This is a genomic window from Nocardia sp. FBN12 (assembly GCF_050320175.1).
GTDB lineage: Bacteria > Actinomycetota > Actinomycetes > Mycobacteriales > Mycobacteriaceae > Nocardia.
Map to the genome: position 1 here is coordinate 5,217,000 of NZ_CP190048.1, position 19,237 is coordinate 5,236,236.

Annotated in this window: 13 protein-coding genes (1 of these 13 running past the window's edge); 5 read left to right on the forward strand and 8 right to left on the reverse strand. The window is 68.4% G+C overall.

Annotation, left to right across the window (positions count from 1 at the left end; translation table 11 throughout):
- Positions 1 to 8,557, reverse strand: the start of a protein-coding gene (locus ACQHI0_RS24585) for a non-ribosomal peptide synthase/polyketide synthase (protein WP_427904174.1). The gene continues 36,035 nt to the left of window position 1, outside the view; 8,557 of the gene's 44,592 nt are visible here — the first part of the coding sequence; the start codon lies at positions 8,555 to 8,557; its stop codon lies beyond the left edge, outside the window.
- Between the two features lie 1,078 nt (positions 8,558 to 9,635).
- A complete protein-coding gene (gene cobM, locus ACQHI0_RS24590) occupies positions 9,636 to 10,397 on the reverse strand; it encodes a precorrin-4 C(11)-methyltransferase (RefSeq protein WP_427904175.1) in 762 nt (253 codons plus the stop codon).
- A 143-nt stretch (positions 10,398 to 10,540) separates the two neighbouring features.
- Between cobM and ACQHI0_RS24595 the strand changes: the two genes are divergently transcribed.
- Entirely contained in the window at positions 10,541 to 11,233 is a 693-nt protein-coding gene (locus ACQHI0_RS24595) for a DUF3105 domain-containing protein (protein ID WP_427904176.1), read from the forward strand.
- Between the two features lie 4 nt (positions 11,234 to 11,237).
- Here ACQHI0_RS24595 and ACQHI0_RS24600 read toward each other — a convergent pair whose 3' ends face one another.
- From ACQHI0_RS24600 to ACQHI0_RS24620, 5 genes are all read right to left on the reverse strand, one after another.
- Positions 11,238 to 11,672 carry a type II toxin-antitoxin system VapC family toxin gene (locus ACQHI0_RS24600; protein WP_427904177.1) on the reverse strand — a complete coding sequence of 145 codons (435 nt, stop codon included), beginning with the start codon at positions 11,670 to 11,672 and terminating at the stop codon, positions 11,238 to 11,240.
- Positions 11,669 to 11,923 carry a type II toxin-antitoxin system Phd/YefM family antitoxin gene (locus tag ACQHI0_RS24605; protein WP_427904178.1) on the reverse strand — a complete coding sequence of 85 codons (255 nt, stop codon included), beginning with the start codon at positions 11,921 to 11,923 and terminating at the stop codon, positions 11,669 to 11,671. The genes ACQHI0_RS24600 and ACQHI0_RS24605 overlap by 4 nt, the downstream gene beginning before the upstream one ends.
- Positions 11,924 to 11,999: 76 nt before the next feature.
- Positions 12,000 to 12,425, reverse strand: coding sequence for a PPOX class F420-dependent oxidoreductase (locus ACQHI0_RS24610; protein ID WP_427909283.1), 426 nt, complete (start codon positions 12,423 to 12,425; stop codon positions 12,000 to 12,002).
- A gap of 75 nt (positions 12,426 to 12,500) precedes the next feature.
- Positions 12,501 to 13,118: a LuxR C-terminal-related transcriptional regulator gene (locus ACQHI0_RS24615; protein WP_427904179.1), complete on the reverse strand. Its 618-nt coding sequence runs from the start codon at positions 13,116 to 13,118 to the stop codon at positions 12,501 to 12,503.
- Complete coding sequence (locus tag ACQHI0_RS24620; RefSeq protein ID WP_427904180.1) at positions 13,115 to 14,410, reverse strand: sensor histidine kinase; 1,296 nt, start codon at positions 14,408 to 14,410, stop codon at positions 13,115 to 13,117. Before ACQHI0_RS24620 ends, ACQHI0_RS24615 begins: the two co-directional genes overlap by 4 nt.
- 130 nt (positions 14,411 to 14,540) lie before the next feature.
- On the opposite strand from ACQHI0_RS24620, the gene ACQHI0_RS24625 reads away from it, so the two are divergent.
- From ACQHI0_RS24625 to ACQHI0_RS24635, 3 genes are all read left to right on the forward strand, one after another.
- A complete protein-coding gene (locus tag ACQHI0_RS24625; RefSeq protein ID WP_427904181.1) occupies positions 14,541 to 15,581 on the forward strand; it encodes an ABC transporter permease in 1,041 nt (346 codons plus the stop codon).
- 51 nt (positions 15,582 to 15,632) lie between these two features.
- Complete coding sequence (locus tag ACQHI0_RS24630; protein WP_427904182.1) at positions 15,633 to 16,349, forward strand: ABC transporter ATP-binding protein; 717 nt, start codon at positions 15,633 to 15,635, stop codon at positions 16,347 to 16,349.
- A 147-nt stretch (positions 16,350 to 16,496) separates the two neighbouring features.
- Positions 16,497 to 16,883 carry an NYN domain-containing protein gene (locus tag ACQHI0_RS24635; RefSeq protein WP_427904183.1) on the forward strand — a complete coding sequence of 129 codons (387 nt, stop codon included), beginning with the start codon at positions 16,497 to 16,499 and terminating at the stop codon, positions 16,881 to 16,883.
- A 64-nt stretch (positions 16,884 to 16,947) separates the two neighbouring features.
- On the opposite strand, the gene ACQHI0_RS24640 is transcribed toward ACQHI0_RS24635, so the two are convergent.
- On the reverse strand, positions 16,948 to 17,547 hold the full coding sequence (locus ACQHI0_RS24640; RefSeq protein ID WP_427904184.1) for a TetR/AcrR family transcriptional regulator: 600 nt from the start codon (positions 17,545 to 17,547) through the stop codon (positions 16,948 to 16,950).
- Positions 17,548 to 17,634: 87 nt separating this feature from the next.
- Between ACQHI0_RS24640 and ACQHI0_RS24645 the strand changes: the two genes are divergently transcribed.
- A complete protein-coding gene (locus tag ACQHI0_RS24645; protein ID WP_427904185.1) occupies positions 17,635 to 19,233 on the forward strand; it encodes a carboxyl transferase domain-containing protein in 1,599 nt (532 codons plus the stop codon).
- Positions 19,234 to 19,237: the final 4 nt, after the last annotated feature.

A 19,237-nucleotide genomic window follows, 5' to 3' on the forward strand; every position in this document is an offset into this window, starting at 1 on the left:
CCAGGCGGGCACCGGTCTGCAAGGGCCAGAAGAACTCCCAGACCGACACGTCGAAGGTGGCCGGAGTCTTCTGCAGCACGGCGTCGGCGGCGTCGATCGGGTACTCGTGCTGCATCCACAGCAGGCGGTTGACGATCGCGGCGTGATCGACCGCCACACCCTTGGGACGACCGGTCGAGCCGGACGTGAAGATCACATAGGCGGTGTTGGTGGCCCGAATCGGTTGCACGCGTTCGGCATCGGCGATCGGGGCACCGCTGAAGTCGGCGGGCGAGAAGAGGTTCTCGACCGCGGCCACGGTCACACCGTCGGCGTCGAACGAGTCGCGACGGCTGGTGAGCACCAGTCGCGGCTGCGCGGTCTCGATGATGTGGCCGATGCGGTCGGCGGGCTGATCCGGGTCGAGCGGCACGTAGGCGGCACCGGTCTGCAGCACCGCGTACATGGCGACGACCAGCTCCGTCGAGCGCCGAATCGCCAGTGCCACATGGTCACCGGGGCCGACGCCGTCGGAGATCAAGCGGCGGGCGATGCGGTTGGCCCGCTCCTGCAGCTCGCGGTAGGACAGTTCCTCGTTGTCGAAGACCAGGGCGACCGCGTCCGGAGTCCGCTCGACCTGCGCGTCGAACAGCGACACCAGGGTGGCGTGCGGGACGGCGTGCGCGGTGTCGTTCCAGTCGACGAGGACCTGCGCGTGTTCCTCGGGCGCGAGCAGATCGATGTCGCCGACCATCACCTCGGGATCGGCGACGACCGCGGCGAAGATGTTGTCGAGCCTGCGCGCGAACGCGGCGATCGTCGATTCGGAGAACAGGTCCAGCGCGTACGAGAACTCGGCCGCCATGCCGCCGGGTTCACCGTCGGTGTCCTGTACCTCGGTGAGGCTGAGCTGCAGGTCGAACTTGGCCAGCTGCGGGTCGTAGTCGATGCCGCTGACCGCGAGGCCGGGCAGCTGCAGCGAGGCCTGCTTGTTGTTCTGGAACGACAGCATCACCTGGAACAGCGGGTGACGTGCCTGCGAGCGCGCCGGGTTCAGCACCTCGACGAGCCGCTCGAACGGCACGTCGGCATGTGCGAAGGCCTGCAGGTCGGTCTCGCGTGCCTGATCGAGCAGGGTCGCGAACGGGGTGGCGCCCTCGACCTGCGAACGCAGCACCAGGGTGTTGACGAACATGCCGACCAGGTCGTCGAGCGCCTGGTCACCACGGCCCGCGACCGGTGTGCCGATCGCGATGTCGCTGGTGCCGCTGGCGCGGGCGAGCAGCACGGCCAGCGCGCTGTGCATGACCATGAACAGCGAGGCGTTGTAGCGGCGGCCCAATTCGACCAGGGCGCGCTGGGTTTCGCTCGCGATGACGAAGCTGTACGTGCCACCGCGGTAGGAGGCGGCGGGCGGGCGCGGGTGATCGGCCGGGAGGACCAGCTCGTCGGGCAGATCGGCGAGTTCCTTCGCCCAGTAGGCGATCTCGGAGGAGATCAGCGACTGCGGGTCGTCCTCGGAACCGAGCACCTCACGCTGCCAGAGCGCGTAATCGGCGTACTGCACCGGCAATTCGGCCCAGGTCGGCGCTTCCCACGAGGTGCGGGCGGCATAGGCCATGATCACATCGCGCGAGAGCGGGGCCATCGACCAGCCGTCCGCGGAGATGTGGTGCACCACCATACCGAGCACGTACTCGGACTCGGAGACCTCGAAAAGCCTTGCGTGCAGGGGTACTTCGCTGGTCACGTCGAACGCCATCGACGCCAGATCGATCAGGTGATCGATGAGGTTGTCCTCGGTGACCCGGTACGGGGTGAGGTCGGGGACGATCTGGGCGGCGTCGAGAACCACCTGCACGGGGCCGGTGCCCGAGTCCGGGAACACGGTACGCAGCGACTCGTGCCGGTCGATGACGTCGATGACCGCGACCTGCAGGGCGGCCACGTCGAGGTCACCGGAGAGCCGGATCGCGACGGGGATGTTGTTGACCGCCGACGCGGTGTCGAAGCGGTTGAGGAACCACATGCGCTGCTGCGCCAGCGACAGCGGCACCCGGTCAGGACGTTCGCGGGCGACCAGCGCCTTGCGCGCGCCGTCACCGGCCTGGGACTCCACGCGGGCGGCCAGCGCGGCCACCGTGGGGGCCTCGAACAGCATGCGCACCGGGACGCGGGTGTCGAGGGCGATACCGATGCGGGACGCGACTTGGGTGGCGATCAGCGAGTTGCCGCCCAGTTCGAAGAAGTCGTCCTCGACACCGACCCGGCCCAGTTCGAGCACGTCGGCGAAGATCTGCGCGACGATCTGCTCGATCGGCGTGGTCGGCGCGCGGAACTCGCGCACCTCGAACACCGGCGCGGGCAGCGCGCGACGATCGAGCTTGCCGTTGACGGTCAGCGGGATCGCGGCGAGCACCATGATCGACGACGGCACCATGTACGCGGGCAAACGCTGCGCGACATGGTCGGTGAGCTCGGCGATGTCGATCGAATTGCCCGGCGTCGCGACGACATAGGACACCAGCGAGGTGCTGCCGCCCTTGTTCTTGTGACCGATGCTCACCGCGAAGTCGACGGTCTCGTGCGAGGCGAGCGCGGAATCGATTTCGCCCAGCTCGATACGGAAACCGCGGACCTTCACCTGGAAGTCGGAGCGGCCGACGTACTCCACATTGCGGTCGGCGGTCCAGCGCACCACGTCACCGGTGCGGTACATCCGCGCGCCGGGGGCGTAGGGGTTGGCGACGAAACGGTCGGCGGTCAGCGAGGCGCGCGCGTGGTACCCACGCGCCATGCCGACGCCACCGATGTAGAGCTCACCCGCGACACCGACCGGCACGGGGCGAAGGCGGTCGTCGAGGATCAGGGTGTGGACGCCGCGGATCGGGCCGCCGATGACGACCCGCTCCCCCGGGATCAGCCCTTCGCTGAGGTTGGACGCGATGGTGGTCTCGGTGGGGCCGTAGACATTGCCGAGCATGCGGCGCGAGCCGTCGGGCAGGCGCACAGCCCACTTCGAGACCAGTTCGGGCGGAACCGCTTCACCGCCGGCGGCGAGCACCCGCAGGTGATCGAGGCCACGGGCGTCGAAGGTGGCCAGCGCGGCCGGGGTCACGAACGCGTGGGTGACCTGTTCGGTGATGAGGATGTCACGCAGTTCCTCACCACCGTAGACACCAGGCGGGACGACGACGAGCGTGCCGCCGCGACCGATGGCGAGCAGCATTTCCAGCACCGACGCGTCGAACGACGGCGAGGCGAAATGCAGTGCGCGCGTAGTGGAGTCGAGGGAGTAGAGGTCGATCTGCTCGGCGCAGAAGTTGGCGACGGAGGCATGGGTGACCACGACGCCCTTTGGCACACCGGTGGAACCGGAGGTGTAGATCAGGTACGCGGGCTGCGCGGGATCGGCCTGGCGGACCAGTTCGCGCGGAGCCAGCGGCGCGTCGGAGATGTGGGTGAGATCGATGTCGTCGACCACGACCCAGCTCACTGTGCCCGACTGCTCCGCAACCGCGTCCGGGCCCGCCGGTCGCTGCGCGAAACCCGGGAGCTCATCGGCCTCGCCGGTGACCGTGATGCCGACGGACACACCGGCATCGGCGATCATGTGGGCGATGCGGTCGGCCGGGTAGTTCGGATCGACGGGCACAAACGCGGCGCCGGTCTTGGTGACCGCCCACACGGCGAGCACCGATTCCAGCGAGCGCGGCACGGCGACGGCGACGAAGTCCTCGGCGCCAAGACCCTGCTGGATCAGCAAGCGCGCCAACTGGTTCGAGCGACGATCGAGTTCGCCGTAGGTCACCGCGGTGCCCTCGAACACCACGGCGGTCGCCTCGGTGTCGCGGGCGGCCTGCGCGATCAGCTGCGGCAGAGTGCGCGCCACCGCGGCGGGGGCGCCGAAGCGGGTGACCAGATCGGCGCGTTCGGCGTCGTCGAGCACGTCGATCGCGCCGACGGTGACGGCCGGGTCGGCCAGGATCGCGTCGAGCACGCGCCGCCAGCGCAGCAGCAGTTCTTCGACGGTCGACTGGTCGAACAGGTCGATGGCGTAGGTGAGTACGCCGGTCATGCCCGAGAGCGAGCCGGTGCCGGTGTGTTCCTCGGTGAGGGTCCACTGCAGGTCGAACTTGGCCATGTCGACCTCGACCTCGTCGGCCGTGACCGTGAGACCGGGCAGTTCCAGGGTGCCGTGCGACATCTCCTGGAACGACAGCACCACCTGGAACAGCGGGTGCCGCGCCTGCGAGCGCGACGGGTTGAGTACGTCGACGAGCCGCTCGAACGGGACGTCCGCGTTGGCGAACGCGCTCAGATCGGTTTCGCGTGTGCGAGTGAGGAATTCGCTGAACGGCTGGGTGGGGTCGACGTCGGAACGCAACACCAGGGTGTTGACGAACATGCCGATCAGGTCGTCCAGTGCCTGCTCACCGCGGCCGGCGATGGGGGTGCCGACGGCGATGTCGGTGGTGCCCGACAGTCGCGCGAGCAACACCGCGAGGGAGGCGTGCACCACCATGAACAGGGTGACGCCGTTGGCGCGGGCCACGGCGGCGAGCTGCTCGTGGGTGTCGGCGTCGATCTCGAAACCGACGCGCGCGCCGCGGAAGCTCTGCTGCTGCGGACGCGGGCGGTCGCTGGGCAGGTCGAGCTGGTCGGGCAGGCCCTCGAGGGCGCTCTTCCAGTAGTCGAGCTGACGGGCGGCCATCGAGGCCGGGTCGGATTCGGCGCCGAGCAGTTCGTGCTGCCACAGGGTGTAGTCGCGGTACTGGACCGGCAGCGGCAGCCAGGCCGGGGCCTGACCGGCGGCGCGAGCCAGGTAGGCGGTGGCGACGTCGCGGGCCAGCGGGCCGAAGGAGAAACCGTCGGCGGCGATGTGGTGCACCACGAAGGCGACCGCGTATTCCGCCGGTGTGTCACCGCCGTGACCGGCGGGCTCGGCGGTCGCGGAGCGTGACCAGGCAGAGCCCTCGGGGGCGGCGCCGTTGGACTCAGCGATTCCGCCGACGACCTTGAAGATCTGGACGCGAATCGGCAGCTCGAGGGTGACGTCGAAGCCGGTGGAGGCGAAGTCGATCAGTTCGTCGCGCAGGCGCGACTGGTCGATCGGAGTCACCGCGATGCCGAGATCGAATTCGTCGGCGCCGAGGACCTGCTGGAAGCCACCGTCGGCGTCGGGGAAGATCGTGCGCAGCGATTCCTGGCGCACCACAACATCATTGAGCGCGGCGATCAGGGCGTCGACGTCGACGCGGCCCTTCATCTGCACCACGAAGGGCAGGTTGTAGGTGGGCGCGGTGGGGTCGAACTGGTTGATGAACCACATCCGCTGCTGGGCCAGCGACAGCGGCACCTGCTCGGGATGCGGCTGCGCGACGAGCGGCGGCCGGGTGGAAACATCGGCGGGCGTGACGGATTCGGCCCGTGCGGCGAGTCCGGCCACGGTCGGGGTCTCGAACAGCGCGCGCACACCGAGCTGGATGCCGAAGGCGGCGCCGATGCGGGCGACGACCTGGGTGGCGACCAGCGAGTTGCCGCCGAGTTCGAAGAAGTTGTCGTCGGCGCCGACGCGTTCCTGGCTCAGCACGTCGCCGAAGATGCCCGCCACGATCTGCTCGGCCGGGGTGCGCGGTGCGCGGAAATCGCCTGCGGCAGCGGTGAAGACGGGTTCGGGCAGGCCCTTGCGGTCCAGTTTGCCCGAGGTGTTGAGCGGGAACGCGTCGAGCACCATGATCGACGCGGGCACCATGTAGGCGGGCAGCTTCTCGGACACGAAGCGGGTCAGCGTCGCCGGGTCGGCGGACTGGCCGGGCGCGGGCACGATGTAGGCGACGAGCTGCTGACCGGTCGCGGTATCGACCACGAGCACCGCGGCCTGGCTGACGGTCGGGTGTGCGAGCAGGTCGGTCTCGATCTCGCCGAGCTCGATGCGCTGACCGCGGAACTTCACCTGGAAGTCGGTGCGGCCGATGTATTCCAGGACGCCGTCGGCGTTCCAGCGCACCAGGTCACCGGTGCGGTACATGCGCTCGCCGGGGGCGCCGACGGGGTTGGCGACGAAGCGATCCGAGGTCAGGTCGGGGCGGCCGCGGTAGCAGCGGGCCAGCTGCCGACCGGCCAGGTACAGCTCACCCGGTGCGCCGATCGCGGCCGGGCGCAGCCGCGAATCCAGTACGTAGACTTCGACATTCCACTCGGGGATACCGATCGGCACCTGCGTGGTGTCGGCTTCGGTTGCCTCCCAATAGGTCACCGAGACCGCGGCTTCGGTGGGGCCGTAGAGGTTGTGCAGGCCGGCGTCGGAGATCGCGCGCAGACCCGCGGCGGTCTCGGGCGGCAAAGCCTCACCGATGACGAAAACCGCACGCAGAGTCGCACATTGGACCTGCGTGGCGTGGGAGACGAAGACGGTGAGCATCGACGGGACGAAGTCCGTCACGGTGACGCCGTGACGCTCGATCATGTCGGCGACGTACAGCGGGTCGCGGTGGCCATCGGGGCTCGCGATGACCAGCTTCGCGCCGACCATCAGCGGCAGGAAGTAGCCCCACAGCGACACGTCGAAGGTGGTGGCGGTCTTCTGCAAGTAGACGTCATCGGCGGTCAACCGGTACTCGTCGAGCATCCACAGCTCTTGGTTGACGATCGCGTGGTGGGTGATCGCGACGCCCTTGGGGCGACCGGTCGAACCCGAGGTGTAGATGACGTAGGCCGTGTTGTCCGGGCGCAGCGGGGACAGGCGGTCGGCGTCGGTGAGAGGTGTGGCGTCGAAGCCGGTCGTGTCGAGTCGATCGATCTCGACGCGGGCGACAGTTTCCGGCAGATCGAGGTCGTCGCCGGTGGTGGTCAGGACGCAGACCGGTGCCGCGGACTCGAGGATGTAGGCGGTGCGGTCGGCCGGATGATCGGGGTCGATCGGCACATACGCGCCACCGGCCCGCAGCACGGCGTGCATGCCGATCACGAGGTCGAGCGAGCGACGCATGCCGAGCGCGACCAGGGATTCCGGGCCGACACCGTCAGCGATCAGGAAGCGGGCCAGCCGGTTGACCTTCGCGCCGAATTCGGCGTAGGTGAGGGTTTCGCCCTCGAAGTCCAGGGCGATGTTGTCCGGAGTAAGCGGGATCTGCGCGTCGAGCAGTGCGGGCAGGGTGGTCGCGGGGACCTCGTGTGCCGCGTCGTTCCACTCGGTGAGCGAGCGTTCCAGTTCCGCGGTGCCGGTGACCGGCAGGTTCCAGACCGGTAGCTCGGCGTCGGCGGCCAGGAAACGATCGAAGAACTCGAGGAACCGGCCGTGATGGGTCTGCGCCTCGGCCGCCGAATACAGGTTCGGGTTGGTCTCGAAGTCGATGTGGGAGCGGGTGCCACCGTGCGACTGATAGAAGTTGACGCCCAGGTCCTCGATGCTGCCCGTGGACAGCACGTTGAGCGTGCCCTCCATGCCACCGAATTTCAGGTGGTTGTCGAACAGCATGATGTTGACCCACGGGCCGAAGAACTCCGTGGAGACCATGCCCTCGCCCGCCGAATCACGGCGGATGTCCTCGTGGCGGTAGCGCTGGTGGCGCAGGGCGCCGGAGACCTCGGTGGTCACCGAGCGCAGCAGCTGCGCGACGGTGGTGTCGTGGCCGACGCGCAGGCGCAGCGGGACGATGTTCGAGGTCGCACCGCCCGAGCGACGCATCACCGCGGTGGTGCGGGCGGTGACCGGCAGACTGAGGATGACGTCCTCGGTACCGGTGATCTGGGCCAGATACGCCGCGAAACCGGCGATCAGCAGCGGTGCGGCCGTGCTGTCGTGGCGGGCGATCGCCGCGGTGAGCAGCTCGTCCTTGGCCGTGCTCAGCGCCGCGCTGGTGACGTCGTTGACCGGCGAGGGCGGGGCAGAGCGGCCGGTGAGGCTGCTGCCCTCTTCCAAGCCCGCGACGCGCTGGGCCCAGTGTTCTTTGTCGGACTGGAAGCGGGTGCTGTCGCGGTAGACCAGTTCGGACTCGTAGAGCGCGCGCAGATCGGTGGCTTTGTTCGGCGGAGCCGGGGTGCCGGTGACCTCGGCGGTATAGAGCTGCGCCGTGCGGTTGACGAAGTTGTTGGCACCGAAACCGTCGAGCACGATGTGGTGAACGCGGGCGTACCAGTACCAGCGGTCATCGCTGAGCTGGATCGCGGCAGCCTGGACGAGACGGTCACGAACGATGTCGAGCGGGCGGCTGTACTCGGCGCGCATCCACGCGGCGGCGGCCGCTTCGGGGTCGGCCTCGCCACGCACGTCGACATAGATCAGCGTCGCGTCCTGGGTGGGATCGACGGTCTGCATCGGCTCACCGTCGACCTCGACGATGCGCAGCCAGCCCGATTCGAGGTCGGTGGCCGCGTCGGCGCTCGCGCGCTCGAGCACGGCGACATCGAGGCGTCCGCGCAGGTCGACGTACTGGGCGATGTTGATCGGCACCTGTGGGTCGACGTGCTGCGCGTACCAGATACCCAGCTGTGCGGGCGAGAGCGGGAAGTACTCCGAGGAGCCTCCACGTCCGTCACCAGTTTCGCCGTTTCCGCCGAAATCCAGCCGGTCCAACCCAAACCTCGCTTCCGGAACACCTGGGTAGGCGCTCCCCGACGACACCGGAACGCGAGCGCCCACCTAACTACCAGCGTGGCGCCCGCGTCTCGGGTTCAGTTCTCGAATCAATCAGGCAAAAATGTCCATTGGCACTATCTATCGACCTGGCACGTCTCGTTACACGGCCGAGACCATGCACTGAACCGTCCACACCGACAGCGCCGGTCTACTCGTCGCAAACCATCGCACCAATCTACCGGTGTGCCTGCCCCGCAACCAACCACCTCCATAGCTGGCGAACATCGGCCCAGGTGAGACCGCAGAGCGACGTTTGCTGACGCTTGTCCGCGTTCTCACATCCCCGTGGGATGAGCTGCGCACCGGCGCAACTGAGTGATGGATCACACCGATCGGTCCGATATGCGGGCCTTGCCACCGCGCCGGACCGCCCCGCACAGATCGGCGATTCGCCATCAGATCCGTTGCCCACAGCACGCCTGCTCCCGCTTGAAGCGATTAGACGAGATGCCTGGAACGTAGCTACCGTGCGCGAACAAGGAGTTTAAGAAGGAAAGCAGGAAGATCATGTTCGCCACTCGTTCGCTGACGTTGGCCGCTGCCATCGCTGGATGCGCAGTGGCCGTTGCCGCCGTCGCACCCACCGCCTCCGCCAGTTGGCCTCCGCATGGGCCGGTGAACAGTTACTTCTTGGGCGACGCCCTCAACTGTTACGTCGACGTACTACTAACAGTCGAAGCTGACCCGAGCGACGGTCGCCCGGTCGCGTTCGTAGAACCTGTCGGCATCCGGTCGACCGTTCCGGGCCTGGCAGCGCCGACGACTTGCTCGGCCACACTGGGAGTCACGTGGACCGATGAACGGAACATGTGGACTGCGCTACCCAGCGGTGTCATGCGTGTCGACGCCGGGCAGGGTCATACCGACCGTGCCCGTCTCGACTTGAATCTGCCATCGGAGACGCGAGGGACCGCAGTCAACTGGGTACCTCAGTCGGCGATCCTGGTGCAGGCATTTGCCTATCCCGCCGGCGGAACCGCCGTGGGCTACGGCGATATCAGCTGACGGCGCCGGTTCAATCCGAGATCTGTCGAACGCGGGCGGGGTCGTAGAGGTGGGACTGAGCGCAGTCGATCGACACCGACAACGCCCGGCCGACCAGGATGACCGCGGCTTGGCGCAGGCCTGCTGCTTCGACTTGGTCGGCGATGTCGGTCAGGGTGCCGCGTAGGACGAGTTGTTCGGGCTGGCTGGCGCGGTAGACGACGGCAGCCGGGCAGTCCGCGCCGTACTCGGCTACGGCTACCAGCTCGTCGGCGAGCGCTCTGATTCGCGTGATCGCGAGATGCAGGACAAGGGTCGCGCCGGTGGTCGCGAAGTTCGCCAGGGCCTCGCCTCGCGGCATCGCGGTGGAGCGAGCCTGGGTTCGGGTGAGGACCACCGATTGGACGACCTCGGGGACGGTCAGTTCGGTGCCGAGGGCCGCTGCGGCGGCCGCGTAGGCGGGGACGCCGGGGGTGATGTCCCATGGCACGTTATGGGCGTCGAGCCGGCGGGTCTGTTCGGTAAGGGCCGAATACAGGGAGGGATCACCGGAGCACAACCGGGCGACGTCCTTGCCAGCCTCGGTGGCGCGCACGAGGTGGTCGATGATCTGGTCCAGGTTCAGGTGCTGGGTGTCGATCAGTTCGGTGCCAGGGGCGCAGTGGGCGAGGACCTCGGGGTCGAGGTAGGTGCCCGCGTAGAGGCAGACCGGGCTGGCGCGCAGCAGGTCGACCGCGCGCACCGTGAGCAGGTCGGCGGCGCCGGGGCCTGCCCCGATGAAATGCACAGTCATGCGCAGGAGTCTAGGGACCGCGTCGAACGAAGCCGACTCGGACCGGCGCCCGAGGCGAAAAGGTTCGGTCGGGTGTCCCCGCGACGTGGCGACAAGTAGGTTCTGTGGTCGGAAGACAAGCGACGACGAAACGGGGGTCTGCGATGCGGGTTTCAGGCTGGAGCGGTGGGGTGCGGGCCGCCGGCGTCTGCTCGGCGATGGTCGTGGTCGCGATGTCGGCGGCGGGGTGCGGCGCGGCCGACGTGATCGTTGGTCAGGCCACCGCCGCCGGGGACAGCTTCGCGCCGACCGCGGACAACCGGGATCCCTCGCTCGGGATTCGCGGCGTCGTCGTCACCGAGATCGCGCCCGGACAACCGCACGTGCTGCCGACCCAGCGCGTCGCCTACTCGTCGATCCCCCCGGTCGGCGGACCGCACGATTCCCAATGGGCAGCCTGCGCGGGCGTCGTCTATTCGAAGGCCCTGCGCTCCGAGAACGCGGTCCACTCGCTCGAGCACGGTGCGGTGTGGATCGCCTACAACCCCGCGAAGGTGAGCGCCGAGGATCAGGCGACGCTGAGCGCCAAGGTGACCGACCGGCAGTACACCCTGATGTCGCCCATCCCCGACCTGGACGACCCGATCTCATTGCAATCGTGGGGCCACCAACTCGCCGTCGACTCCGCCACCGACGAACGCATCGACCAGTTCATCGTCGCCCTTCGCGAAAACCCCTACACCACACCAGAAGTGGGCGCGACCTGCTCCTCCCCCCTCTTCGACCGCGCGGATCCCCCGCCCTACGACCCGACCCCGCCCGGCCCCGACGCCGTCCCGATGGACGGCGCCCGCTAGCCCGTCACTGCTCTGGCGCGTTCGAATCGAAGGTGGCGATCCCGAGCGCCTTCCATGCGGTGAGCAACTTCCCGTCACCGGAGCCGGCAACAAGATCAGGGTCCTCGAGTTGTGCGGCAGCAGCACAATGCACGGCGTCGTAGCCGCGCAATGCATACCGCTCGGCTAGGACGGCGGCCGACTGTGCCAGCTTCTCGTCCACCTCGGTGACGTTGATCTGTTGCCAGAATTCGTCCCGCAGGCGTGAGGCCGCACGGAGCTGAGGTTCGTCGAGTCGGCCCATCCGGTGTGCCTGGGCCAGCGTCGCAGCCGATTCGACATAGAGCAGCCGACACGAGACGACATCATCGGCTAGGTCCCAGAATCGTTGACACGCGGCACTACTGGGCTCGGCGACCAGCAGCGGGATGAACGCCGAAGTATCGAGGTAGCCGATCACCGGCGCTGATCATCGATCAGGTCGGAGACGATCCCACTGCCCTGCACCGGCTCCCCCGCGGGCTGCTTACGCTTTCGGGCTGGTTGAATTCGCCCCTCGGCACGCAGCTGCTCCAAGGCGGTCAGACGATCGACCGGGACGATGCGCGCGATCGGCTTCCCATGGTCGGTCACTGTCACAGTCCGGCCCGCGCGTACATCGGCCAGATGGCTGCTGAGATGGTCTCGCAGGTCCCGCACACCGATCTCCATGACGCTCCTTATTGTGGCCACAAAAGCTTCCTTCATTGTAGCCACTCAGGACGATTCTCGGCGGGATCCGCGCCCGCTAGCCCGTCATATCGAACTGTGCGATGACCTTCGTCGGCCGCAGTCGAACCACGAGCTCGCCGGGAACCCCATTGCGCTTCCCGAACGCCTCCGCCTTGTCCGGCCCCATGTACCGGGCGGCAATGGCGGTTGCCGTTCGCACGAGCTCATCGAGGTCCTCGGACAGCGTGACCGCCCCCTGCACCGCGACCAGCGCGTACGGCGGCTCCTCGAGATCGACACACAGCGCGACCCGCGGATCACGCGCGAACGCCCGCCCCTTGGCAGTGTCCTTGCCGGTGTTGAAAACCAGCTCGTCCCCCTCGACGATGAACCACACCGGTGTCACCAGCGGACGCCCATCAGCGGCAACGAACGCCACCTTGCCCGTTCGCGTTCCGTGGGAAAGAAATTCGCGCACCTTGGGATCAGACAAAGAGGCCATGCGCTCAGGGTAGGCCACCGAGGTGGCACCTCGTGGTACTGACGAACGGCCTGTCAGCGGAGTCCCGCGATGGGTTCAGATCGCGCCGGTTTCGCGGGCCGTGGCGACGGCGGAGGTGCGGGACTTCACGCCGAGTTTGGCGTAGATGTGGACGAGGTGGGACTTCACGGTGGTTTCGCTGAGGAAGAGTTGTTTGGCGATGTCGCGGTTGGAGAGGCCGGCGGCTACCAGGCGGAGGACTTCTACTTCGCGGGGGCTGAGGGTGGTGTCGGCTCGGCGGACTCTGGTCATCAGGCGGGAGGCGACGGTCGGGGAGAGGACGCTTTCGCCTGCGGCGGCGGCGCGGACGGCGGCCAGGAGTTCGGTGGGTGGGGTGTCTTTGAGGAGGTAGCCGACGGCGCCTGCTTCGATGGCGCCGAGGATGTCGGCGTCGGTGTCGTAGTTGGTGACGACGAGGACGTTCGGTGGGGCGGGGAGGGCGCGCAGGTCGGCGGTGGCGGAGGCGCCGGAGCGGCCGTCGCCGAAGCGCAGGTCCATCAGGACCAGGTCGACGGGGGTGGCGGCGCAAAAGGCTACTGCCGCATCGGCATCCGCGACATCACCGACGACGGTGATGTCGGCGGCGGCGTCGAGGAGGGCGCGCAGGCCCGCGCGGACGATGGCGTGGTCGTCGGCGAGGAGTAGGCGGATCATGAGGCTGCGCCGAGCGGGAAGGTCACGGTCACGGCGGTGTGGCCGGGCTCGGATTCGACGGTCATCGCACCACCCTGTTGCTCGACGCGGCTGCGCATGGCGGCGAGGCCGAAGGCGCCGGATCTCGGGTGACGCAACATGTTCGGCTCGATACCGATGCCGTCGTCGACGATGTCCAGGTGCGCGTCGGTGCCGTCGTAGGTGAGGGTGACCCGCATGCGCTCAGCGTGCGCGTGCTGGACCACATTGGCCACGGCGCTCTGAGCGATACGTACCAGCGCGGCCTCGATGGGCATCGGCAGTCGCTCCGGCTCCCCCTCGACGAGCAGCTGCGTGGTCAACGAAGGCGATTGTGCGCGAAGGCAAATGCGTTCCAATGCTTCGGCGAGTGACTGACCGTCCAGCGCGGCGGGCGACAATTCGTCGATGAGCCTTCGGGTTTCGGCCAGATCCCCGGCGGCGGTCTCGCGCGCGAGCCGAATACGGTCCAGCGCAGGGTGATCCGGTGCCGCCTGTTCGGCGGCGTGCAGGAGTAACTGGATACTGCTCAGCCCCTGGGCGACGGTGTCATGGATTTCCTTGGCCAGGCGCTCGCGCTCGGCGAGCTTGCCCGCGGTGCGCTCCTGTTCGGCGAGAATCGCTCTGGTGCCGATCAATTCGTCGATCAGCCGCTCCCGTTCGACCGCCTCGCGATGCAGCGCCTGATACCCGAGCCCGATTCCGATCGCTACCAACGCGCCGAGCACCGGCCCCACTACCGCGCCTGCCGACCAACCACGATGCGCCGCGAACCCGAGCACACCGACCGCCGTCGCCGACACCACCGCGACCAGACTCCACGGTCGAGGAAGCAGGTGCAGATAGAGGAAGAACAGCCCGAATGCCAGATAGACCGCGTCCGGGGTGAGCGCGAGCAAGACCAGCCACAACACGGTCAGCGCCGCCAGCCACACCCATACCGCCACCGCCCCTCGACGAGCACCGGCCGAGCTCGGCTCGCCACGATCAACACCGCGAGCCACCGATCGCTGGCCCGGCGCAGCCGACGTTCCCTCGACCGGCACCCCCGAAGCAGCCCCAGCCCGATCCTCTTGCGCACGGGAGAGAGGGAACTCGGTCCCCGCGAAATAGAGCAGCAACCACACCGCCGTCAGCGCGACCACCGCGATACCGTGCCCGCCACCGCCGGGCAGCAACGCGCGCACCGCGACCACCACAGCCAGCACCGTCACCAGCACATGCAGGCCGAGGCGCAGGGTGGTGACCACCGGGGTCAGGGGGGACGAATGCACGCTGACCAGCTTATGTGCGGCAACCACGCGGGCATCCATCGAAAGAAGTAAACGCCGCCAGACCTTGGTTGGACGGCGTTTCGTGCGCCGGTGCGATGGCGTGGACCGGCGCGAAGGACAGAGTGGAGTCATGTTCGTCGCACTCCGAGATCTGCGGGCCGCCCGCGGCCGCTTCCTGCTCATCACCACCATCGTGCTGCTGGTGGCGGTGCTGGTGAGCTTCCTCAGTGGCCTCACCGCCGGGCTGGCGCACCAGAATATCTCCGCTGTCCAGGGGATCGATGCCGACCAGGTCGTTTTCGCGGAGACCGGGGCCGACCCGTCGTTCGACTCGTCGGTGCTCACCGAGCAGCAGCTCGCGCAGTGGCAATCGGCGGACGCGACCCCGATCGGCATCTCGCGCACCAGGGCCGAGCACGCCGGTGCCAGCCCGACACAGGTCGCGTTGTTCGGCGGCGACCCATCAGCGTTCAGCAACCGTCCTGCTACCGAACCCGGTGCGGTGGTACTGAGTTCGGCCGCGGCTCGTGAACTGTCCGCGGGCACCGGCGATGTCGTCCTGCTGGCGGGCCACGAGTTCACCGTCGCCGATGTAGCCGGTGACGAGTGGTACAGCCACACCCCCGTGATCTGGACGAGCATGCAGGACTGGCAGGCGGCCAGCCCGCGCGGCGGTGCCGCGACCGTGCTCGCGGTGACCGGCGATGTCCCCGGCGGCCTCGACGCCGAAGCCGGAACACACTCGCTGCCCGCGAAAGACGCCGTCCAAGCGATCGGCTCCTACCAGGCCGAGAACAGCTCACTCACCCTGATGACCGTGCTGCTGTTCGCCATCTCGGCCCTGGTGATCGGCGCCTTCTTCACGGTCTGGACCGTCCAGCGTCAACCCGACATCGCCACCTTGAAAGCCCTCGGCGCGACCACCGGCTCACTGGTTCGCGATGCCCTCGCCCAAGCCGCGATCGTCCTGACCGCCGGTGTCACGGCGGGCCTCGCGATCACCGCCGTCGCCTCACTATTCCTAGGCGACGCAATGCCTTTCGTGCTCAGCCCGGCGACGACCTTGGTACCCGCGCTGGCCCTGATCGCCCTCGGCCTGGTCGGCGCCGCTGTCGCCCTGCGCTTCCTGTTCACCACCGACCCACTGATCGCGCTCGGCGCGACCCGCTGACAACCGTCGCCCGCACCGGCAGCTCAGCGCGATAGAACCGAAGGACCGACTGTGGCAATCACTCTCACCGACGTGACCCTCACCTACCCCGACGGCACCGACCGTCTCACCGCCCTCGACCGGGTGAACCTGCACGTCCCCGGCGGCACCATCGCCGCGGTGACCGGCGCGTCCGGCTCGGGAAAGTCGAGTCTGCTCGCCGTCGCCGCGACCCTGATCCGGCCCGATTCGGGCACCGTCGTGCTCGAAACAGACTCGGCCACCACGGATCTCGTCACGCTGAGCCGCCGAGCGGCCGCCACAGCTCGCCGGAACTCGATGGGCATCGTGTTCCAGCAGCCGAATCTCATCCCGTCGCTCACCGCTGTCGAGCAGCTGGAGGTGACCGCCCGCCTCGGCGGCCCGAAGCGGGCATCGCGGAGCGAAACCAGCACCCGCGCACAGGAACTCCTCGAAGCGGTAGGCCTGGCCGAACACGCGCACAAACGCCCGGCCCAGCTCTCCGGCGGACAACGCCAACGCGTCAACATCGCCCGAGCCCTCATGAACGACCCCGCCCTACTCGTAGTCGACGAACCCACCAGCGCGCTGGACTCCGAACGCGGCGCCGCCATCATCGCCCTGATCACCACAATCGCCCGCGACCATCAGGCCGCCACGATCCTCGTCACCCATGACCCCACCCACCTGCACCGCATGGACGCCGTCTACCGCATGACCGACGGCCGCCTCACCCCGCTCGCCACCCCCGTCCCCGCGGACGCGTAACCCGATTCTGTGGTGGCGTCCGCCTACCGGGCGATGCGCACGTGAGAGCGCGGTGCTCGAGCGTCCGCGGTCGGGCGAGACCGCGTGGTGCCGACGATTCGGCCGCCCGTCGCGGACCGGGCCCCCGACGGCGGGCAGACTGGACCGATGAGCGATCCGAGGCATCTCATCGTGGTGGACGCGGCCAACGTGATCGGCTCTCGCGCCAACGGATGGTGGAAGGACCGTGCAGGCGCCGCGCGCAGGTTCCTCGCCGACGTGGCGAACCTGACGACCAGCCTGCCCGCTGACACCGAGATCACCGTCGTCCTCGAGGGTGCCGCCAAGGCCGCCGCCGACGCACCCGGCGCACCGCGCATGACCGTGGTGCTCGCCGAGCGGTCCGGTGACGACAAGATCGTCGACGTGGTCGCCGGAACGAACTCCCACGAGCAGATCACCGTCGTCACCGCCGACCGAGAGCTCCGCGGCCGAGTGGCAGCCCACGGCGCCGAAACCGTCGGTCCTGGCTGGCTGTGGAGTCAGCTCGACTGACCGCACCGCCGCTGATCGCCGACCGCGCCCCGCCTCGACACGGCAGGCGCCGGATCGGCGCGAACTAGCCGGCCGAGAGCGCCGCCAACGCCATCTGGCGCAGCACCGGACGGGCCCTCGACGCGCTCGCCGCTGACGCGCTGTGCGGGGTCGAGTTGATCAGGCCGAACGCCGCGTGGGCCTGGATGCGGGCGGTTTCCTCGGGGAGTCCGGGATTCAGTTCACGCAGGACGCCGACCCAGATCTCGACGTAGTGGCGCTGGGTGCGGCGCAGGATGCGGCGTTCGTTGGCCGGGACGTTGTCGAGGTCGCGGTCCTGGATGCGGATGAGCTCGGGGTTGCCGAAGGCGAAGTCGAGGTGGAAGTCGACCAGCGCGGTGAGCGCTGTCGCGGCCGACGACGAATCCTCGACGACGGCGCGACCGCCCGAGAGCAGACGCTCACTGACTCCGACCAGGAGTTCGACCAGCAGTGCCTCTTTGTTCGCGAAGTGGCGGTAGACGGCGGGACCGCTGATGCCGACCGCCGCGCCGAGGTCGTCGAGGCGCACGCCGAAGAAGCCGCGGTCGGCGATCAGCCGGGCGCCCGAGGCCAGCAACTGTTCACGACGCTGGGCCTTGAGCTGCTCGCGGCGGGTCACCTGAACCGGCTCGGTAGTCGACATCGTGGCAGCCCCCTCTGGACAACTTGGTTAGTCAAGATTAACCTGAATTTCAGTTATTAGCGACTAACCGAATGAGAGAATGGCGCGATGACGGTTACGCATGAAACCGAAGCCACCGTGACGAGCAACCGGGACGCGCACGGCGCCCTGGTCGCGGATCTGCGGCAGCGGCTGGCCACGGCCGCGCTCGGTGGTCCGCAGAAGTCCCGCGAACGGCACGTGGCCAGGGGCAAGCTGCTCCCCCGCGAGCGGGTCGAGCAGCTGCTCGACCCGGGCAGCCCGTTCCTCGAGATCGCGCCACTGGCCGGCAACGGCATGTACGGCGACGAGTGCCCGGGCGCGGGCATGATCGCCGGCATCGGCCGCATCTCGGGCCGCGAGTGCCTGGTCCTGGCCAACGACGCGACGGTCAAGGGCGGCACGTACTACCCGATCTCGGTGAAGAAGCACCTGCGCGCGCAAGAAGTGGCCGCGCAGAACAACCTGCCGTGTGTGTATCTGGTGGACTCCGGCGGCGCCTTCCTGCCGCACCAGGACGAGGTGTTCCCCGACCGCGAGCACTTCGGCCGCATCTTCTACAACCAGGCGAACATGAGCGCCAAGGGCATCGCCCAGATCGCGGCGGTGATGGGCTCGTGCACCGCGGGCGGCGCGTATGTGCCCGCGATGGCCGACGAGGCCGTCATCGTGCGTGATCAGGGCACCATCTTCCTCGGCGGCCCGCCGCTGGTGAAGGCCGCGACCGGTGAGGTCGTCACCGCCGAGGAGCTCGGCGGCGGCCTGCTGCATTCGCGAACCTCCGGCGTCACCGACCACCTGGCCGACGACGATCGCGACGCGCTGCGCATCGTCCGCAAGATCGTCGGCACGCTCGGCCCGAAGCCCGAGACGCCGTGGGAGGTGCTGGCGAGCACCCCGCCCGCCAAGCCCGAGGGCGAGCTCTACGACGTGGTCCCGGTCGACCCGCGCACGCCGTACGACGTGCGCGAGGTGATCGATCGGATCGTCGACGGCGAGGCCGGATTCCACGAGTTCAAGGCCGAATACGGCAAGACCCTGGTCACCGGGTTCGCCCGCATCCACGGCCATCCGGTCGGCATCGTCGCCAACAACGGCGTGCTGTTCGCCGAGTCCGCCATGAAGGGCGCGCATTTCATCGAACTGTGCGACAAGCGCAAGATCCCGCTGCTGTTCCTGCAGAACATCACCGGATTCATGGTCGGGCGCGACTACGAGGCGGGCGGCATCGCCAAGCACGGCGCGAAGATGGTCACCGCGGTGGCGTGCGCGCGGGTGCCGAAGCTGACCGTGGTGATCGGCGGCTCCTACGGCGCGGGCAACTACTCCATGTGCGGGCGCGCGTATTCGCCGCGCTTCCTGTGGATGTGGCCGAACGCGCGCATCTCGGTGATGGGTGGCGAGCAGGCAGCCTCGGTGCTGTCGACGGTGCGCGGCGATCAGCTCGACAGCGCGGGCAAGCCGTGGTCCGAGGCGGATCAGGAGGCCTTCAAGGCGCCGATCCGGGACCAGTACGAGACCCAGGGCAACCCCTACTATTCGACGGCGCGGATCTGGGACGACGGCGTCATCGCGCCCACCGACACCAGAACCGTGCTCGGCCTTGCCCTTTCGGTGTGCGCGCAAGCGCCGCTCGAACCCGTTTCCTACGGCGTCTTCCGGATGTGAGCGA